We start from the raw sequence: 16,292 nt of genomic DNA, 5'->3' as shown, positions 1-16,292 counted from the left end.
GGGCGCCGTATGGGCGCCCTGAGATTATTTCTTTTTCGGCCAGTCGTCTTCGTCGTCCCACTGTGCGTTGTTATCACGGTGTGGCGGCAGTTCGGGCTTATCGGCCAGGTACTTTTTGACGTCGACGCGGCGCAATTCCTTAATGCCGCTGATGACCATCCCGACCAGTACCAGGAGGATTACCCACCAGTAATCTGCTAACCAATGCATATTTACACCTTTCCTTCAGCGCGTATAAAACGCGAAAAAATCGCCGGCAAATGCTGTGCCAGCCATTCGCTACCGGCCACGTCCTTATCCTGCCAGGCTGCCAGCAGCAGCGCCGGCGTCAGCAGATGCTCCGCCTGCTGCGCCAGCGGGCGATAGCTCAGGTGCCAGGGTTCAACCGCCACGCCGTCGCCGTCTTCGGTAAACGGGCGATAAAAGCCGAATTCGGCCATATGCGCCGTCAGCCACCGGTTGAGCGGCGCGAAGTAGCCGCCTTCCTCATACTCCCACGGCTCCAGCTGCAGTTTCTGGCCTGCCGGCAGCAGCGTGGGATCGTAGATATCCAAATCGCTGCCCCAGTGGTGGCGGCTGGCGCCCGGCAGCGCCGACCAGCGCAGAATCGCGGTGCAGCGTTCTTCCGCCGACAGCGGCCCGATATCCATCGGGCGGCTCTCTTTGTCTAATACTGGCCGCTCGCCGCAGAATTTGCCATTCCAGATCGCCAACTGCCGGTCGAAATCGCGGAAGGTGCTGGCGGGCTGCAGGTCAAAACCTGCCTGTGCGGCAGCCTGCTGCATGGCGAGAAAGGCCTGCACCGCCTGCGGCTGCAGGCGGTGGTTGCCGACCAGCGGCACCAGATGTTCGGTTGAACGTCCGGTTAGCATTTCCGGGGTGATCATGCGATCAGTTGCTCCATAATGCGTTGATACATCCGGCTGAGCTGCTGCAGATCGGCGGCGTTCACGCATTCGTTGATTTTGTGGATAGTGGCGTTGACCGGCCCCAGTTCCACCACCTGAGCGCTCATCTGGGCGATAAAGCGCCCGTCGGAGGTGCCGCCGGTGGTCAGCAGCTGCGGCGTCAGCTCAGTATAATACTCAACGGCGTTAACCACCGCATCCACCAGCGCGCCGCGCGGGGTGAGGAACGGCTGGCCGGAAAGACGCCATTCGATACTGTAGTTTAGCTGATGGCGTTCCAGCAGCTCTTCGACCCGCTGTTTGATGATGGCGTCGGTCAGTTCGGTGCTGAAGCGGAAATTAAACTGGACAAACAGTTCACCGGGGATGACGTTATTGCTGCCGGTGCCGGCCTGGATATTGGCGATCTGCATGCTGGTCGGCGGGAAATAGTCGTTGCCGCGATCCCATTCGATGCTTACCAGTTCATTCAGCGCCGGCATGGCGCGGTGCACCGGGTTATCCGCCAGGTGCGGATAGGCGACGTGGCCCTGTACGCCGTGGATACGCAGGTTGGCGGTGATGGAGCCGCGGCGGCCGTTTTTCACCACGTCGCCGACGCGGTCGGTGCTGGACGGTTCGCCGACCAGGCAGTAGTCCAGCCGCTCGTTGCGCGCCATCAGCGTCTCGACCACTTTCACCGTGCCGTGGGTGGCGCTGGCCTCTTCATCGGAGGTGATGAGAAACGCCAGCCGTCCCCGATGGTTGGGGTTGGCGGCGACGAAGCGTTCTGCCGCGACCACCATCGCCGCCAGTGAGCCTTTCATATCGGCCGCGCCGCGGCCGTACAGCATGCCGCCGCGGATGGTCGGTTCAAACGGCGGGTTGTCCCAGTGGCTTTCATCGCCGCTCGGCACCACGTCGGTATGGCCGGCGAACGCCAGCGTCTCGCCTTCGCCGCGCCAGGCCCAAAAATTCTGCGTATCTTCGAAATCCATCTGCTCGACGGTAAAGCCGATAGCCGTCAGGCGCTCAATCAGCATCGCCTGGCAGCCTTCATCGTGCGGGCTGAGGGAAGGGCGGCGGATTAACTGTTGCGCCAGATCGATCACGGGGCAAATCATGCGGTTACCTCGGCAATAAATTGTTGGTAGTTCTCAGCTTTGAAGCCCAGCAGCGCATGGCCGTTGCCGTCGTCCAGCAGCGGACGCTTGATGATGGCCGGCTGCGCCAGCATCAGGGCGATGGCCGCCTCGGCGTTGTCGCAGGCGTTGCGCTGCGCTTCATCCAGATTGCGCCAGGTGGTGCCGCGGGTGTTCAGCAGCGGCTGCCAGCCCAGCAGCTCGACAAAGCCGCGCAGCTGCTGTTCACTCAGCCCGTCCGCGCGATAGTCGTGAAATTGGTACGCCACGCCCTGTTCTTCCAGCCAGCGGCGTGCTTTTTTAATGGTGTCGCAGTTTTTGATGCCGTACATGGTCAACGTCATGGTGTTGTGCCCTTTTTTGCCACGAAATACCGGAATTACCGGTGAAAAAACCGCCGTCGGCGGTAAAACGAAAATTAGCGTTCAGCATGCCGAAAAAAGGCGGTGAGTTCCACCGTGCAATGCTCTGAAAGGCAGAGAAAACGTGAAAAAATCGCCGTGGGCGCCGGCTGCTAAAATTTTGCTAATTCTACCGGCGGAGCGATTAAAAAGATGAATAAAACGGCTTAGCGCACATAGCCATTATCCTGCAGCCGGCTGAGCGCCGCGCCTTCGGCAAACACCATGCCGGTGGTCAGATCGTGGAAGCCGTATTTTTTATAGAAAGCCAGCTTATCGGGAACGGCGTAGATAAATATTTTACCGAGCGGCGCCAGGTCTTCCATGATGCGATCCATCAGCTGCCGGCCGTAGCCGCAGCCCTGATAGTCCGGGTGAATCGCCACGTCGGCCAGATAGGCCACCGAAATGCGGTCGCTGATGGCGTGGGCGGTGGCGATCAGCTCGCCGTCCAGGTAGCCCCAGTAGCAAAATGCATTGTTGTGGTAGATCTGCTCGGTCAGCTGCGGGTCGCGTTTGCCCAGCCCGGCGGCTTCCAGCAGTTCAGCCAGACGCGTCCAGTCAACGCGGTAGCGCCGTTGGTCGGTGACGATTTCCATGGATGCTCCTTGATTTACGGCAATAGGGGGCAACGGATTACCCGGTTCAGATTGATGCTGTTCAGTATGCACGCCGGAAAATAAAACGGCAGCGAAAACCGCTGCCGTTTTTTAAGAATTAGCCGTCGCTATGCTCCGCCGGCGGCAGGATTTTTTGCCGGCCGGGGAAGCGGCGGCGCACCAGCACGAAGAACAGCGGCACAAAGTAAATCGCCAGCAGGGTGGCGGAGATCATCCCGCCCATCACCCCGGTGCCGACCGCATGCTGGCTGCTGGAGCCGGCGCCCTGGCTGGTGGCCATCGGCAGCACGCCGAAGATAAAGGCCAGCGAGGTCATCAGAATCGGACGCAGGCGCATGCGCGCGGCCTCCAGCGTGGCGGCGGTCAGCTCTTTGCCCTGCTGATGCAGCTCATTGGCGAATTCGACAATCAGAATCGCGTTCTTGGCGGACAGCCCGATAATCGTCAGCAGACCGACCTGGAAATAAACGTCGTTCTCCAGCCCGCGCAGCCAGGTGGCGGCCACGGCGCCAATCACTCCCAGCGGCACCACCAGCATCACGGAGAACGGAATCGACCAGCTTTCATACAGCGCCGCCAGACACAGGAACACCACCAGCAGCGAGATGGCGTACAGCGCCGGCGCCTGCGCGCCGGACAGGCGTTCCTGATAGGACATGGCGGTCCATTCCAGGCCGAAGCCGTTCGGCAGCTGTTTGACCAGCCGCTCCATTTCATCCATCGCGGTGCCGCTGCTGATGCCGTCGGCGGCTTCGCCGACGATTTCTACCGACGCGCTGCCGTTATAGCGTTCCAGGCGCGGCGAACCGTATTCCCAGCGGCTGGTGGCGAAGGCCGAGAAGGGCACCATGCCGCCGCTGCTGTTGCGGACATACCATTTGTTGATGTCTTCCGGCAGCATGCGGAATTTCGCAGCGGCCTGCACATACACTCTTTTCACCCGGCCGCGGTCAACGAAGTCATTGACGTAGGTGGAGCCCCAGGCGGTGGAGAGCGTATTGTTGATATCATCTACGTTAACCCCCAGCGCCTGCGCCTTACGCTGGTCGATGTCAATCTGCAACTGCGGGCTGTCGTCCAGGCCGTTGTGACGCACGCGCGACAGCAGCGGGCTTTCCGCCGTCAGTTGCAGCAGCTGGTCGCGGGCGGCCATCAGCTTGACGTGCCCGAGGCCGCCGTGATCTTCCAGCTGCATATCAAAGCCGGATGAGCTGCCCATGCCGCTAATAGCCGGCGGACTGCTGGCGATCACCCGCGCTTCTTTGATGTTTTTGAAGGCTTCGCCGGCGCGGGCGATGATATCGAAGGCCGATTCGCCGGCGCCGCGCTGCTCCCAGTCTTTCAGGCGCACAAACAGCCGCGCCACGTTCTGGCCGTTGCCGCCGGGACCGGCGCCGATGATGGCGAACACCGACAACACGTCGTTTTTCTCCGCCGTCAGCAGATAGTTTTCCACTTTCTCCACCACTTTGCTGGTTTGTTGCTGGGTAGAGCCGGTCGGCAACTGAACCTGCACGGTGAAGACGCCACGGTCCTCCAGCGGCAGGAAGGAGGTCGGCAGTTTGATAAACAGCAGCGCCAGGCCGCCAAGCAGCAGCAGATAAATCAGCAGGTAACGCACGCCGTGATGCAGCACGCGCGCCACGCCGCGCTCATAGCGCATCGTGTTGCGGTTGAACATGCGGTTGAACCAGCCGAAGAAACCGCGTTTGCCATGATGATGCCCTTTGGCGATCGGTTTGAGCATCGTGGCGCACAGCGCCGGGGTCAGAATCATCGCCACCAGTACCGACAGCACCATGGAAGAGACGATGGTGATGGAGAACTGGCGGTAGATGGCGCCGGTGGTGCCGCCGAAGAACGCCATCGGGATAAATACCGCCGACAGCACCAGCGCAATGCCGACCAGCGCACTCTGGATCTGCCCCATCGATTTGCGCGTGGCCTCGCGCGGCGGCAGGCCTTCTTCGCTCATCACGCGCTCGACGTTCTCCACCACCACGATGGCGTCATCCACCAGCAGGCCGATCGCCAGCACCATGGCGAACATGGTGAGGGTATTGATGCTGAAGCCGAAGGCGGAGAGGATGGCAAAGGTGCCGAGCAGCACCACCGGCACGGCGATGGTCGGGATCAGCGTCGCGCGGAAGTTCTGCATAAACAGATACATCACCAGGAACACCAGCAGTACCGCTTCCAGCAGGGTTTTCACCACGTCTTTGATCGAGGCTTTGACGAACGGAGTGGTTTCGTAGGCGACCTTGGCCTCCAGCCCGCGCGGGAAATACTGCGACAGTTCGTCGATTTTGGCTTTTACCAGCTCGTCGGTTTGCAGTTCGTTGGCGCCGGAGGCGAGCTTGATATTCATCCCTGCCGCCGGCATGCCGTTGTAGCGGCTGAGGTAGTCGTAGTTTTCGCCGCCTAACTCAATGGTGGCGACGTTGCCGAGGGTGACCAGCGAACCGTCCTGATTGACGCGCAGGGTGATATCGCGGAACTGCTGCGGCGTCTGCAACTGCGACTGGGCGTTGATGGTGGCGTTCAGCGCCTGCTTATCGACCGACGGCGTGCCGCCGACCTGGCCGACGGCCACCTGGGCATTCTGTGATTGGATGGCGTTGACCACGTCGGTGGTGGTCAGGGCGTAGCTGTTAAGCTTGTCGGGATCGAGCCAGATACGCATGGCGTACTGCGAGCCGTACACGTCCATACTGCCGACGCCGTTGATGCGGCTGAGCGGATCCTGCAGGTTGGAGACGATATAGTCGGCGATGTCCTGTTTATCCATACTGCCGTCGGTGGAGACGAAGGCCACCATCATCAGCGTGGTGTCGCCGGATTTGGAGACCGTCACCCCCTGCTGCTGCACCGCCTGCGGCAGCCGCTTGACCGCGGCCTGCAGCTGGTTCTGCACCTGCTGCATCGCCTCGTTGGGGTCGGTGCCGGCCTCAAAGGTCAGGGTTACCGTGGCGCGCCCGGTGTTGGTGCTCTGCGACGACATATACATCATATTGTCGAGGCCGGTCATATTCTGTTCGATGATCTGCGTGACGGTATTTTCCAGCGTCTGGGCGGAGGCGCCGGGGTAATTCGCACTGATGCGCACGTTAGGCGGCGCCAGGTTAGGGTACTGTTCCACCGGCAATGAATAAATCGCCAAGGCGCCCGTGAGGCAAAGAATAATTGCCAGCACCCAGGCGAAAATCGGGCGATCAATAAAAAAATTGGCCATGCAGCGCGAACCTCGTTATGACTTGTTCTATCTTTATTACGCACCAACGTTGCGTTTTTCAGAGCCCGGGAAGGATCCCGAGGCTATTGCACTTTACTCGGGATGGGCAGGGAAAGCGTGGAGAAAAAAAGGAGATAGTGTAAAAAACGGTAGTTAGCACGTTCCGCATCAGAACGCAGACTGTTTGAGGCCGGATGCGGAAAAATTCCCCCGACGCTGGAGCAAACCATGGAATTAAACCCGGTATTCGCCCGCCGCTTGTATTTATGCTGGCTGATTAGCCACAGCGAACGTCCCAATGTTCCCAAACTGATGGAACTGACCGGCTGGCCGCGCCGCACGCTGCAGGATGTGCTGAAAGCCTTGCCCGGGCTGGGCGTGGAGCTGCAGTTTGTGCAGCAGGGCGTACGCAATAACGATGGTTATTATCAGCTGGAAAGCTGGGGGCCGTTGAATAAAAGCTGGGTCCATCAGCACCATCAGACCCTGCTTGACGCTATCGCCTGATGGGCTGCGGCCCGCAGAGTTACTGGCTTTTGTGTTCCAGATACATCACCGTGGCGGCGACGCGCGAGCGGACATCCAGCTTGCGCAGCATATTGCGGATATGCACCTTCACCGTTTCTTCGGAAATATGCAGCTGCGCGGCGACCTCTTTGTTTGACATGCCGCGCGCCACTTCCTGTAGTACGTCCAGCTCGCGCTCGGTCAGTTCGGCGAAAGGATCGTGCTGCTCGCTGCGGGAGGCGAGGTAGCCGGCGATCGCCTCGCTGATCACATTGTTGCCTTCCGCCGCCGCGCGGATATCTTCCAGCAGCTGTTCCGGCTCGCTGTCTTTGAGCAGATAGCCGTCCGCGCCTGCGTCGATCAGGGCGTACACATCGCTGCGCGCGTCCGAGACGGTCAGCACCACGATGCGCGCATCGACGCCGTCGTCACGCAACGCCTTCAGCGTATCCAGCCCGGAAAGCCCTTTCATGTTTAAGTCCAGCAGAATGATATCCGGCTGTTTCTGTGCCGCCAGCGCAATGGCCTCGTTGCCATTACTGGCTTCGGCGATGGTGCTGAACTGCGGATCCAGCCCCAGCAGCTGTTTGATGCCGCGCCGCATCAGCGGATGGTCATCGACGATCATTACCTTATAATTTTGCATCACCATGAAATGGCTCCCTGTCAGGTATCAAGCCGAGCCACTATGAGTATCGGCACGATGGGGCTGAATCTTATAAAAATAGAAGTTTTTGGCGCCTGGCGCGCCGTTTTACCGTCAGGCGGTTAATTATGCCGGAAAAGACAAGCTGACTTCCGTACCGCTCTGTTGACCACGGGCAATGCGTAATGTTCCGCCAAGGCGGGCGGCGCGTTCATTCATTATATTCAGCCCGTAATGGCCTTCCGGCTCATTCAGGCTGGCAATGCCGCAGCCGTTGTCGGTAATGGTGATTTGGTTATCGCCGCCTGCGGTTTTGCCGCAGCGAATGACGATATCCTGCGCGTTGGCGTGTTTGATCGCGTTGAGCACCGCTTCGCGCACGATCTGCAGCGCGTGCACCTGCTGCTGCGCATTTAACGCCTGCGAAGGCAGCTCACAGTGTAACTGAATCCGCGCCTGGGTTAGAACTTTTAATGGCGCCAGCAGCTGCTGCAGCGCGGTGTTCAGGTCGGCGTCCTGAATGCTCAGACGGAACGTGGCCAGCAGTTCGCGCAGCTGACGGTTGGCGTCGGCCAGCGCCCGATCGAAGTCGTCGATAATCGTCTGCGTCTGCGGCGGGCTGTCGGCCAGCGTGCGTTTCAGCAGCGTCATCTGAATGCGCAAAAATGCCAGCGCCTGCGCCAGCGAGTCGTGCAGCTCGCGGGCGATGGTGGCGCGCTCCTCCATCAGCAAAAACTGCATATGCTGCTTTTGCGTACGGTTGAAGTAGAGGCCGCGGCCCAGCATGTTCGCCACGCTTTGCATCAGGTGCGGGTTGGCCGCCTGCTGCCGGGCCTGCCAGCAGAGCTGACCCAGCGAATGCTGTTCCTGCATGATGGTCAGCCGCTGCCACTCGGCGCCTTCCTGCGGGCTGCCGCTGCACAGCTGCCAGCGATGCTGTCCGTCCTGCACGCCAAGCTGCAGGCACTGCAGCTGTTCGCTCTGGCGCACGATATGCAGCACCTTTTCAAAGGCGTGGCGATCGATTTGCCCGCTGCTTAACGCCTGCGAACAGCTATACATGACCTCCAGCGTTTTATTGGCCTGTTGCAGGCGCTCGGTTTTCTCCTGCACCTTGTGCTCCAGCGAGTGATACAGGCGCGAAAGTTCGCCGGACATGGCGGTGAAGGCCTGCGACAGTACGCCCAGTTCGTTCGGCAGCGTAACGTCCAGCGGCGTGTGGTTGAAATCGCGGCGCTGGATCTGTTGGCTGGCGTCCACCAACTGCCTGAGCGGCGCCACCACCTGCCTGCGCATCAGGCGGATACAGAACAGCACCAGCGCGATAATCACGACGTAGCCGAGCACGCTGAAGGCGGCGACGATTGCCAGTTTGATCTCCGAATAGCGCTGCAGCGCCAGCACAAAATGGTCGATCTGGTTGACGTAACTGACCACGCTGGCCTGATACGCCTGCGCGCGGCCGGCGCGGATATGCTGTTCCAGCGGCTGCCAGGCCTGCTGCAGCGCCCGGTATTTGTCGCGCACGTCGGCCGGCACGTAGAAACGGCTGAGCTTTTGCAGCGCCGGCGCCTGCAGCGATTGGCGGTAGTGGCGCAGGTGCTGCGGCAGCGCCGCGTTATTTTGCGTCAGGTCATACGCCAGACGGTAGCTCTGCATACGCAGCGAACCGGCGATATTCACCGCTTCGGCGTCGCGCAGGCTGTCGGCGACGGTGGTCAGCGCCAGGCCGGTGGACAGCACCGACAGGGCGACGATGGCGATCAGGGCCTTGGCCAGGCTGCGGGTGACGGAGCGTTTAACAAGCAAACACGGATCCTTTTCGGCTAAGCGCAGTGGGGGTTATTGAAGTAGATATATTTTATTTATATTAAAGCCTATGTATTGGCCTAGTCGATAAAAAGCCCCGGATTGCCGGATTGTTCCCCCATGGCCAGATGCGTTTTCGCTTTTATCAGGGACTGCAGACATCAGCGCCACCCCTTCGGTATTAACAAACGCGCATACGCTAACAGCCCGCCAGGCGGTTGATAAACAATATTCCGCACTTATTTGACCTGGCGCAACGAACCCCGCTGTTTACCCCTTTCGGGTGATTATAACCCCCTATGATTAGCCCTATTTTTACCCTGCCAAAAAACACAGTGATTATAAGGATAAACAGCATGGCCGAATTGTCGCGGCGCAAACTGCTCAGCGGACAATGGCGTCGACCTTCCAACGTACAGCGTCCGCCCTGGGCGCGTGAGGAAGCCCTGTTTATCTCCGGCTGCAGCCGCTGCCGCGCCTGTATCGACGCCTGTGAAACCGGCGTGCTGATCGCCGGTGGCGGCGGTTACCCGGAAATCGATTTTTCCCGTGCGGAGTGCAGCTTTTGTCGCCGCTGCGTCAGCGCCTGTGACGCGGGCGTATTTGACGCGGAGGCGGACAGGCCATGGCGGCTGCAGCCGAGTGTCTCGACGCGCTGCCTGGCGCTGCAGGGCGTGGAGTGCCGCAGCTGTCAGGACGGCTGCGATACCGGGGCTATCCGCTTTCGGCCACGCCTGGGCGGTATTGCGCAGCCCGTGCTGACGGCGGCGGCCTGCAGCGGCTGCGGCGCCTGTGTTGCGCCTTGTCCGACCGACGCCATCGCGCTAACCCGGAGTGAAAACAATGAATAACGAATGGCACGTCAGCGGTCTGCTGGTGCAGGCCCGCCCGGAGGCTTTTCAGCAGTTGGTTCCCGCGCTGCTGGCGATCCCGGACACCGAAATACCGGCGCAGGATTGCGCACAGGGCAAGCTGGCGGTGGTGATGCAGGCGGCGCACTCGCATGCGCTGCTGGAAAAAATTGAGTCGGCGCGCAATCTGGAAGGCGTGCTGGCGGTGTCGCTGGTTTATCACCAGCAGGATGAGCAAGGTGAGGTAATGCCATGAAACTCAGTCGTCGAGACTTCATGAAAGCCAATGCCGCAGCGGCAGCCGCCGCGGCGGCCGGGTTGACCATTCCGACGGTGGCGCAGGCGGTGGTTGGCGGTACGGAAGAGATTAAATGGGACAAGGCGCCCTGCCGCTTCTGCGGTACGGGCTGCGGGGTGCTGGTCGGCACGCAGAACGGCCGCATCGTCGCCTCGCAGGGCGACCCGGATGCGCCGGTCAACCGCGGTCTGAACTGCATCAAAGGCTACTTCCTGCCCAAAATCATGTACGGCAAAGATCGTCTGACGCAGCCGCTGCTGCGTATGAAGAACGGGCAGTACGATAAACAGGGCGAGTTTACGCCGGTCAGTTGGGACCGCGCCTTTGATGTCATGGCGGAGAAGTTCAAAGATGCGCTGCGGGAAAAAGGGCCGGATGCGGTGGGGATGTTCGGCTCCGGTCAGTGGACCATCTGGGAAGGCTACGCCGCCGCCAAACTGTTCAAGGCGGGGCTGCGCACCAACAACCTCGATCCGAACGCGCGTCACTGCATGGCTTCCGCCGTGGTGGGCTTTATGCGCACCTTCGGCATGGATGAGCCGATGGGCTGCTACGACGATATCGAACAGGCCGACGCCTTCGTGCTGTGGGGCTCCAATATGGCGGAGATGCACCCGATTCTGTGGTCGCGCATTACCAACCGCCGCCTGAGCAGCGAGCAGGTCAACGTCTCGGTGCTCTCCACCTTCGAACACCGCAGCTTCGAACTGGCGGATAACGCCATGGTGTTCACGCCGCAGACCGATCTGGCGATCATGAACTACATCGCCAACTACATTATTCAACATGACGCCGTCGACCGTGACTTCCTGGCGCGTCACGTCAATATCCGCCAGGGGGCGACCGATATCGGCTACGGCCTGCGTCCGACGCATCCGCTGGAAAAGGCCGCCAAAAACCCGGGCAGTGACGCGTCGGAGCCGATGAGTTTTGAGGCGTTTAAGGCATTCGTTGCCGACTATACGCTGGAGAAAACCGCCGAGCTGAGCGGCGTGCCGCAGGATCAGCTGGAAGCGCTGGCGAAGCTGTATGCCGACCCGAACGTTAAGGTGGTCTCCTACTGGACGATGGGCTTTAACCAGCATACGCGCGGCGTATGGGCCAATAACCTGTGTTACAACCTGCACCTGCTGACCGGCAAGATCTCCAAGCCCGGTTGCGGGCCATTCTCCCTGACCGGCCAGCCTTCCGCCTGCGGCACCGCCCGCGAGGTCGGCACTTTTGCCCACCGTCTGCCGGCCGATATGGTGGTGACCAACGACGCGCACCGCAAGATTGCCGAGGAAAAATGGCGGCTGCCGGCCGGCACCATTCCGGCCAAAGTGGGGCTGCACGCGGTGGCGCAGGACCGGGCGCTGAAAGACGGCACGCTCAATGCCTATTGGGTGATGTGCAACAACAACATGCAGGCCGGGCCGAACATCAATGAAGAGCGGATGCCGGGCTGGCGCGATGCGCGCAACTTTGTGGTGGTGTCCGATCCATATCCGACGGTCAGCGCGCTGGCGGCAGACCTGATCTTGCCGACCGCGATGTGGGTCGAGAAAGAGGGCGCCTACGGCAACGCCGAGCGGCGCACGCAGTTCTGGCGCCAGCAGGTACGCGCGCCGGGCGAGGCCAAGTCCGACCTGTGGCAGCTGGTGGAGTTCTCCAGACGTTTCAAGGTGGAGGAAGTCTGGCCGGAGACGCTGCTGGCGCAAAGCCCGCAGCTGCGCGGGAAAACGCTGTTCGACGTGCTGTACGCCAACGGCAGCGTCGATCGGTTCAAACTGGATGAGATCCCGGACGATCAACTGAACGACGAGGCGCGCGCCTGCGGTTTTTATATTCAGAAAGGGCTGTTTGAAGAGTACGCCAGCTTCGGCCGCGGCCACGGCCACGATCTGGCGGCGTTCGATATGTATCACCAGGCGCGCGGTCTGCGCTGGCCGGTGGTTGACGGTAAGGAAACCCTGTGGCGTTACCGTGAAGGCGCGGACCCTTACGTGAAAGCGGGCGAGTCGGTGCGTTTCTACGGCAAACCGGACGGTAAGGCGGTGATCTTCGCGCTGCCGTACGAGCCGGCGGCGGAAAGCCCGGATGAAGAATACGATCTGTGGCTGTCGACCGGCCGCGTGCTGGAGCACTGGCATACCGGTTCAATGACCCGCCGCGTGCCGGAGCTGCACCGCGCCTTCCCGGAGGCGGTGCTGTTTATTCACCCGCTGGATGCCAAGCGTCGCAATCTGCGGCGCGGCGACAAGGTTAAAGTGCTGTCGCGCCGTGGTGAAGTGGTGAGCATGGTGGAAACCCGCGGGCGCAACCGCCCGCCGCAAGGGCTGGTGTATATGCCGTTCTTCGATGCGGCGCAGCTGGTGAACAACCTGACGCTGGACGCCACCGATCCGTTATCCAAAGAAACCGACTTCAAGAAGTGCGCGGTCAAGCTGGAGAAGGTGTAAGGGCTGCCTATGAGCCGGCAACGAGACAAGGCCCCGGCGCGTCGCCGCTTCCTGCGGGATGCGGCGCGCAGTGCCGCCGGGCTGGCAGGGATCGCGGCGCTGCTGGGATTGCAGCAGCGTCAGTCGCAGGCGCGCGACGGTCTGGCGTTGCGCCCGCCGGGGGCGCTGGCGGAAGGGGATTTTGTCAACGCCTGCATCCGCTGCGGCCAGTGCGTGCAGGCCTGCCCGTATCAGACGCTGAAGCTGGCGACCTTGCTGTCGCCGCTGGCGGCGGGCACGCCGTATTTTGTCGCACGCGATGTGCCCTGTGAGATGTGCGAGGACATTCCCTGCGTAGCGGCCTGCCCGAGCGGCGCACTCGACCCACAACTGAACGATATTGACCAGGCGCGGATGGGGCTGGCGGTGCTGCTGGATCATGAAAACTGCCTCAACTGGCAGGGGCTGCGCTGCGATGTCTGCTACCGCGTCTGCCCGCAGATTGACGCCGCCATCACGCTGGAGCTGCAGCGCAACCCGCGTACCGGCAAGCACGCGCTGTTTTTACCCACGGTACACAGTGATGCCTGTACCGGCTGCGGCAAGTGCGAACAGGCCTGCGTACTGGAGGAAGCGGCGATAAAAGTGCTGCCGCTGTCGCTGGCGCGCGGCCAGCTGGGCGGTCATTACCGCTGGGGCTGGCAGGAGAAACAGCGCGCCGGTCAGGCGCTGGTGCCGGAAGGCGGACAGTTGCCGGCGCACGGCGTTGGGGAGGGGAAATAATGGCAAATCCGGTTGCTCAGGCCGGCCGTGATGCGCGTCTGCGTCACGGCTGGTGGCGCAGTCACCGCTTTTTGATCCTGCGGCGCTGCAGCCAGCTGTTGATTTTGCTGATGTTTCTGTCCGGCCCGCTGTGGGGCGTGTGGATCCTGCGCGGCAACTACAGCGCCAGCCTGCTGCTTGACACTGTGCCGCTCACCGATCCGCTGATGCTGCTGGAAAGCCTGCTGGCCGGGCAGTGGCCGGCCTGGCTGGCCTGGGTCGGCGCGGCGGTGGTGTTGACGTACGGGCTGATCGGCAACCGGGTGTTCTGCGGCTGGGTCTGTCCGCTGAATCCGCTGACCGATCTGGCAGCCTGGCTGCGGCGACGACTGGGGCTGCGCCAGTCCGCCACGCTGTCACGCCGGCTGCGTTACGGCATCTTGCTGATGGTGCTGGCGGGCAGCGCGTTCAGCGGCAGCCTGCTGTGGGAGTGGGTCAACCCGGTGGCGCTCACCGGACGCGGCCTGATCCACGGCGCTGCCAGCGATGCCGCCGGTTGGCTGCGTGGGTTGGCGGCGGCGTTTGGCGCCGGCGTCTGGCTGCTGCTGGCGCTGTTTCTGTTCGACCTGCTGGTGGTGGAGCACGGCTGGTGCGGCCACCTGTGTCCGGTCGGCGCCATGTACGGCGTGATTGGCAGCCAGGGCGTGATGCAGATCAGCGCGCAGCGGCGGGAGCAATGCACCCGCTGTATGGACTGTTTCCACGTCTGTCCTGAGGCGCAGATACTGCGCGAACCGCTGTTGTCATCAGACGCCCCGCCGCAGGTGGCCAGCGATGCCTGCATTGTTTGCGGGCGCTGCATCGATGTCTGTGCGGAAAACGTATTCACAATAACAAGCAAATTTCATTCTTCGGGAGCCAAAAAATGAAAAGCACCGTACTGAAAAAGCGCGGGGCCCTGTGGGCGGCGCTGATGTCTCTGGCCGTGGCAGGTTTCGCCTTTGCCGCCACCGATGTCGACCTCAGTCAGTCGCCGGAGGTATCCGGCACTGCCGAAGGGCAGATCAAAATGCCTAAGCAGCAAGAGCGCATGGCGCTTAACTACGTCAATCAGCCGCCGATGATTCCGCACAGCATTGATGGCTATCAGGTGAGTAAAAACACCAACCGCTGTCTGCAGTGCCATGGCGTTGAGCACTACCGCACCACCGGTGCGCCGCGTATCAGCCCGACGCACTTTATCGACAGCGACGGCAGGGTGCGCGGCGACGTCGCGCCGCGTCGTTATTTCTGTCTGCAATGCCACGTACCGCAAACCGACGCGGCGCCGATTGTCGGCAATAATTTTGAGCCGTTGCCAGGCTTTGGCAAATAATCGGAGGAGCTATGGCTGAACGTAATACTGATAAAAAACCGGGGCCGATCCGCCGTTTGTGGCAATGGTGGCGCAGGCCAAGCCGGCTGGCGCTGGGCACCTTGCTGCTGCTGGGGTTTGTCGCCGGGATCCTGTTCTGGGGCGGTTTCAACACCGGGATGGAGGTGGCGAACACCGAGCAGTTCTGTATCAGCTGCCATGAAATGCGTGAAAACGTGTACGAAGAGTATATGGAGACCGTGCACTACAACAACCGCAGCGGGGTGCGCGCCACCTGCCCGGATTGCCATGTGCCGCATGAGTGGGGGCCGAAAATGCTGCGTAAGCTGAAGGCCAGCAAGGAACTGTATGCCAAGATTTTCGGTCTGATCGACACGCCGCAGAAGTTTGAAAGCCACCGTCTGACGATGGCGAGTAACGAATGGGCGCGTATGAAAGCGAATAATTCGCAGGAGTGCCGTAACTGCCATAACTTCGAGTATATGGATTTCACCGCGCAAAAAACCGTGGCGGCCAAAATGCATGACAAGGCGATTAGCGAAGGGAAAACCTGTATCGACTGCCATAAAGGCATCGCCCATAAACTGCCGGATATGCGCGAGGTGCCAAACGGTTTTTAACCGTTCAGCCTGCCCAGACCCCGCCTTGCGCGGGGTTTTTTATTGCGCGTTTTTTGCTACCGTAGTGGGCTGACTCCGAGTGGTGAAAGAAGGGTGTATGTCCGCAAAAATCGACAATGTGAAAAAAGAGCTGCTATCTGACAATTGGTATGTGCTCAATAAATATTCCTTTGATCTGAAACGTAAAAACGGCGGAAGCGTGCAGCAGGTGCGGGAGGTGTATGACCGTGGTAACGGCGCCACCATCTTGCTGTATAACCGCGCCAAGGGCAGCGTGGTGCTGACCAATCAGTTTCGTATGCCGACCTACGTCAACGGTAATGAAAGTGGCATGCTGTTGGAGGCCTGTGCCGGGCTGCTGGATGGTGATGCGCCGGAGCTGTGCGCCCGCCGCGAAGCGGAAGAAGAAACCGGTTTTCAGGTGGATAAGGTGCAAAAGGTGTTTGAGGCCTACATGTCGCCGGGTGGCGTCACCGAGCTTATCCACTTCTTTATTGCCGAGTATCAGGATGAACAGCGCCGCGCGGCCGGGGGCGGCATTGAGGATGAGGATATTGAGGTGGTCGAGTTGCCGTTTAGCGAAGCCATCGCCATGATCGCCGACGGCCGCATCAAGGACGGCAAGACCATTATGCTGCTGCAGTATCTGCAGTTGCATAATCTGATGTAAGGCTGGTTTGCCGGTAACGAAAAAGGCGCCGCAAGGGCGCCTTTATTGATGG

17 protein-coding genes are annotated in these 16,292 nt (G+C 60.8%); 9 read left to right on the top strand and 8 right to left on the bottom strand.

The features are described 5' to 3' along the window. Positions 1-24: 24 nt before the first annotated feature. The 6 genes from TAN611_RS16975 to acrD form a co-directional block, all read right to left on the bottom strand. Positions 25-210 (bottom strand): YpfN family protein, encoded by a 186-nt coding sequence (locus tag TAN611_RS16975; RefSeq protein WP_105232095.1) that lies wholly within the window; start codon positions 208-210, stop codon positions 25-27. A 2-nt stretch (positions 211-212) separates the two neighbouring features. Beyond that, entirely contained in the window at positions 213-887 is a 675-nt protein-coding gene (locus tag TAN611_RS16970) for a M15 family metallopeptidase (protein WP_105232094.1), read from the bottom strand. Next, positions 884-2,011 (bottom strand): succinyl-diaminopimelate desuccinylase, encoded by a 1,128-nt coding sequence (gene dapE / locus TAN611_RS16965; RefSeq protein ID WP_203066778.1) that lies wholly within the window; start codon positions 2,009-2,011, stop codon positions 884-886. The genes TAN611_RS16970 and dapE overlap by 4 nt, the downstream gene beginning before the upstream one ends. Then, positions 2,008-2,373, bottom strand: a complete 366-nt coding sequence (locus tag TAN611_RS16960; protein ID WP_203066777.1) for an ArsC family reductase — start codon at positions 2,371-2,373, stop codon at positions 2,008-2,010. Before TAN611_RS16960 ends, dapE begins: the two co-directional genes overlap by 4 nt. Before the next feature lie 224 nt (positions 2,374-2,597). Continuing rightward, complete coding sequence (locus TAN611_RS16955) at positions 2,598-3,029, bottom strand: GNAT family N-acetyltransferase (RefSeq protein WP_203066776.1); 432 nt, start codon at positions 3,027-3,029, stop codon at positions 2,598-2,600. A gap of 118 nt (positions 3,030-3,147) precedes the next feature. Next, entirely contained in the window at positions 3,148-6,282 is a 3,135-nt protein-coding gene (gene acrD, locus TAN611_RS16950; RefSeq protein ID WP_203066775.1) for a multidrug efflux RND transporter permease AcrD, read from the bottom strand. Between the two features lie 228 nt (positions 6,283-6,510). On the opposite strand from acrD, the gene TAN611_RS16945 reads away from it, so the two are divergent. Further along, complete coding sequence (locus tag TAN611_RS16945; RefSeq protein WP_105232089.1) at positions 6,511-6,789, top strand: helix-turn-helix domain-containing protein; 279 nt, start codon at positions 6,511-6,513, stop codon at positions 6,787-6,789. 19 nt (positions 6,790-6,808) lie between these two features. Here the strand turns inward: TAN611_RS16945 and narL are convergent, their stop codons facing one another. After that, on the bottom strand, positions 6,809-7,441 hold the full coding sequence (gene narL / locus TAN611_RS16940; protein ID WP_105232088.1) for a two-component system response regulator NarL: 633 nt from the start codon (positions 7,439-7,441) through the stop codon (positions 6,809-6,811). Between the two features lie 120 nt (positions 7,442-7,561). Next, positions 7,562-9,244, bottom strand: a complete 1,683-nt coding sequence (narQ, locus tag TAN611_RS16935) for a nitrate/nitrite two-component system sensor histidine kinase NarQ (protein WP_203066774.1) — start codon at positions 9,242-9,244, stop codon at positions 7,562-7,564. A gap of 356 nt (positions 9,245-9,600) precedes the next feature. Here narQ and napF point away from each other — a divergent pair, with 356 nt between their 5' ends. From napF to nudK, 8 genes are all read left to right on the top strand, one after another. Next, positions 9,601-10,095 carry a ferredoxin-type protein NapF gene (napF, locus tag TAN611_RS16930; RefSeq protein ID WP_111736661.1) on the top strand — a complete coding sequence of 165 codons (495 nt, stop codon included), beginning with the start codon at positions 9,601-9,603 and terminating at the stop codon, positions 10,093-10,095. After that, positions 10,088-10,351, top strand: a complete 264-nt coding sequence (gene napD / locus TAN611_RS16925) for a chaperone NapD (protein WP_105232085.1) — start codon at positions 10,088-10,090, stop codon at positions 10,349-10,351. Before napF ends, napD begins: the two co-directional genes overlap by 8 nt. Beyond that, positions 10,348-12,834 (top strand): nitrate reductase catalytic subunit NapA, encoded by a 2,487-nt coding sequence (napA, locus tag TAN611_RS16920; RefSeq protein ID WP_203066773.1) that lies wholly within the window; start codon positions 10,348-10,350, stop codon positions 12,832-12,834. The genes napD and napA overlap by 4 nt, the downstream gene beginning before the upstream one ends. 9 nt (positions 12,835-12,843) lie before the next feature. Next, positions 12,844-13,596: a ferredoxin-type protein NapG gene (napG, locus tag TAN611_RS16915; RefSeq protein ID WP_187044305.1), complete on the top strand. Its 753-nt coding sequence runs from the start codon at positions 12,844-12,846 to the stop codon at positions 13,594-13,596. Beyond that, the gene (gene napH / locus TAN611_RS16910) at positions 13,596-14,504 is read left to right on the top strand and encodes a quinol dehydrogenase ferredoxin subunit NapH (RefSeq protein WP_203066772.1); all 909 of its coding nucleotides are present in this window, start codon (positions 13,596-13,598) and stop codon (positions 14,502-14,504) included. Before napG ends, napH begins: the two co-directional genes overlap by 1 nt. Then, complete coding sequence (gene napB, locus TAN611_RS16905) at positions 14,501-14,950, top strand: nitrate reductase cytochrome c-type subunit (protein ID WP_105232082.1); 450 nt, start codon at positions 14,501-14,503, stop codon at positions 14,948-14,950. The genes napH and napB overlap by 4 nt, the downstream gene beginning before the upstream one ends. Positions 14,951-14,961: 11 nt before the next feature. Further along, a complete protein-coding gene (napC, locus tag TAN611_RS16900) occupies positions 14,962-15,570 on the top strand; it encodes a cytochrome c-type protein NapC (protein ID WP_105232081.1) in 609 nt (202 codons plus the stop codon). 97 nt (positions 15,571-15,667) lie between these two features. Further along, positions 15,668-16,240 (top strand): GDP-mannose pyrophosphatase NudK, encoded by a 573-nt coding sequence (gene nudK / locus TAN611_RS16895; protein WP_105232080.1) that lies wholly within the window; start codon positions 15,668-15,670, stop codon positions 16,238-16,240. Positions 16,241-16,292: the final 52 nt, after the last annotated feature.

Source organism: Serratia sp. Tan611, from assembly GCF_905188235.1.
Classification (GTDB): Bacteria; Pseudomonadota; Gammaproteobacteria; order Enterobacterales; family Enterobacteriaceae; genus Serratia_B; species Serratia_B rhizosphaerae.
The sequence above is the reverse complement of the archived record's forward strand: the minus strand, read 5'-3'. Positions and strand labels throughout refer to the sequence as shown.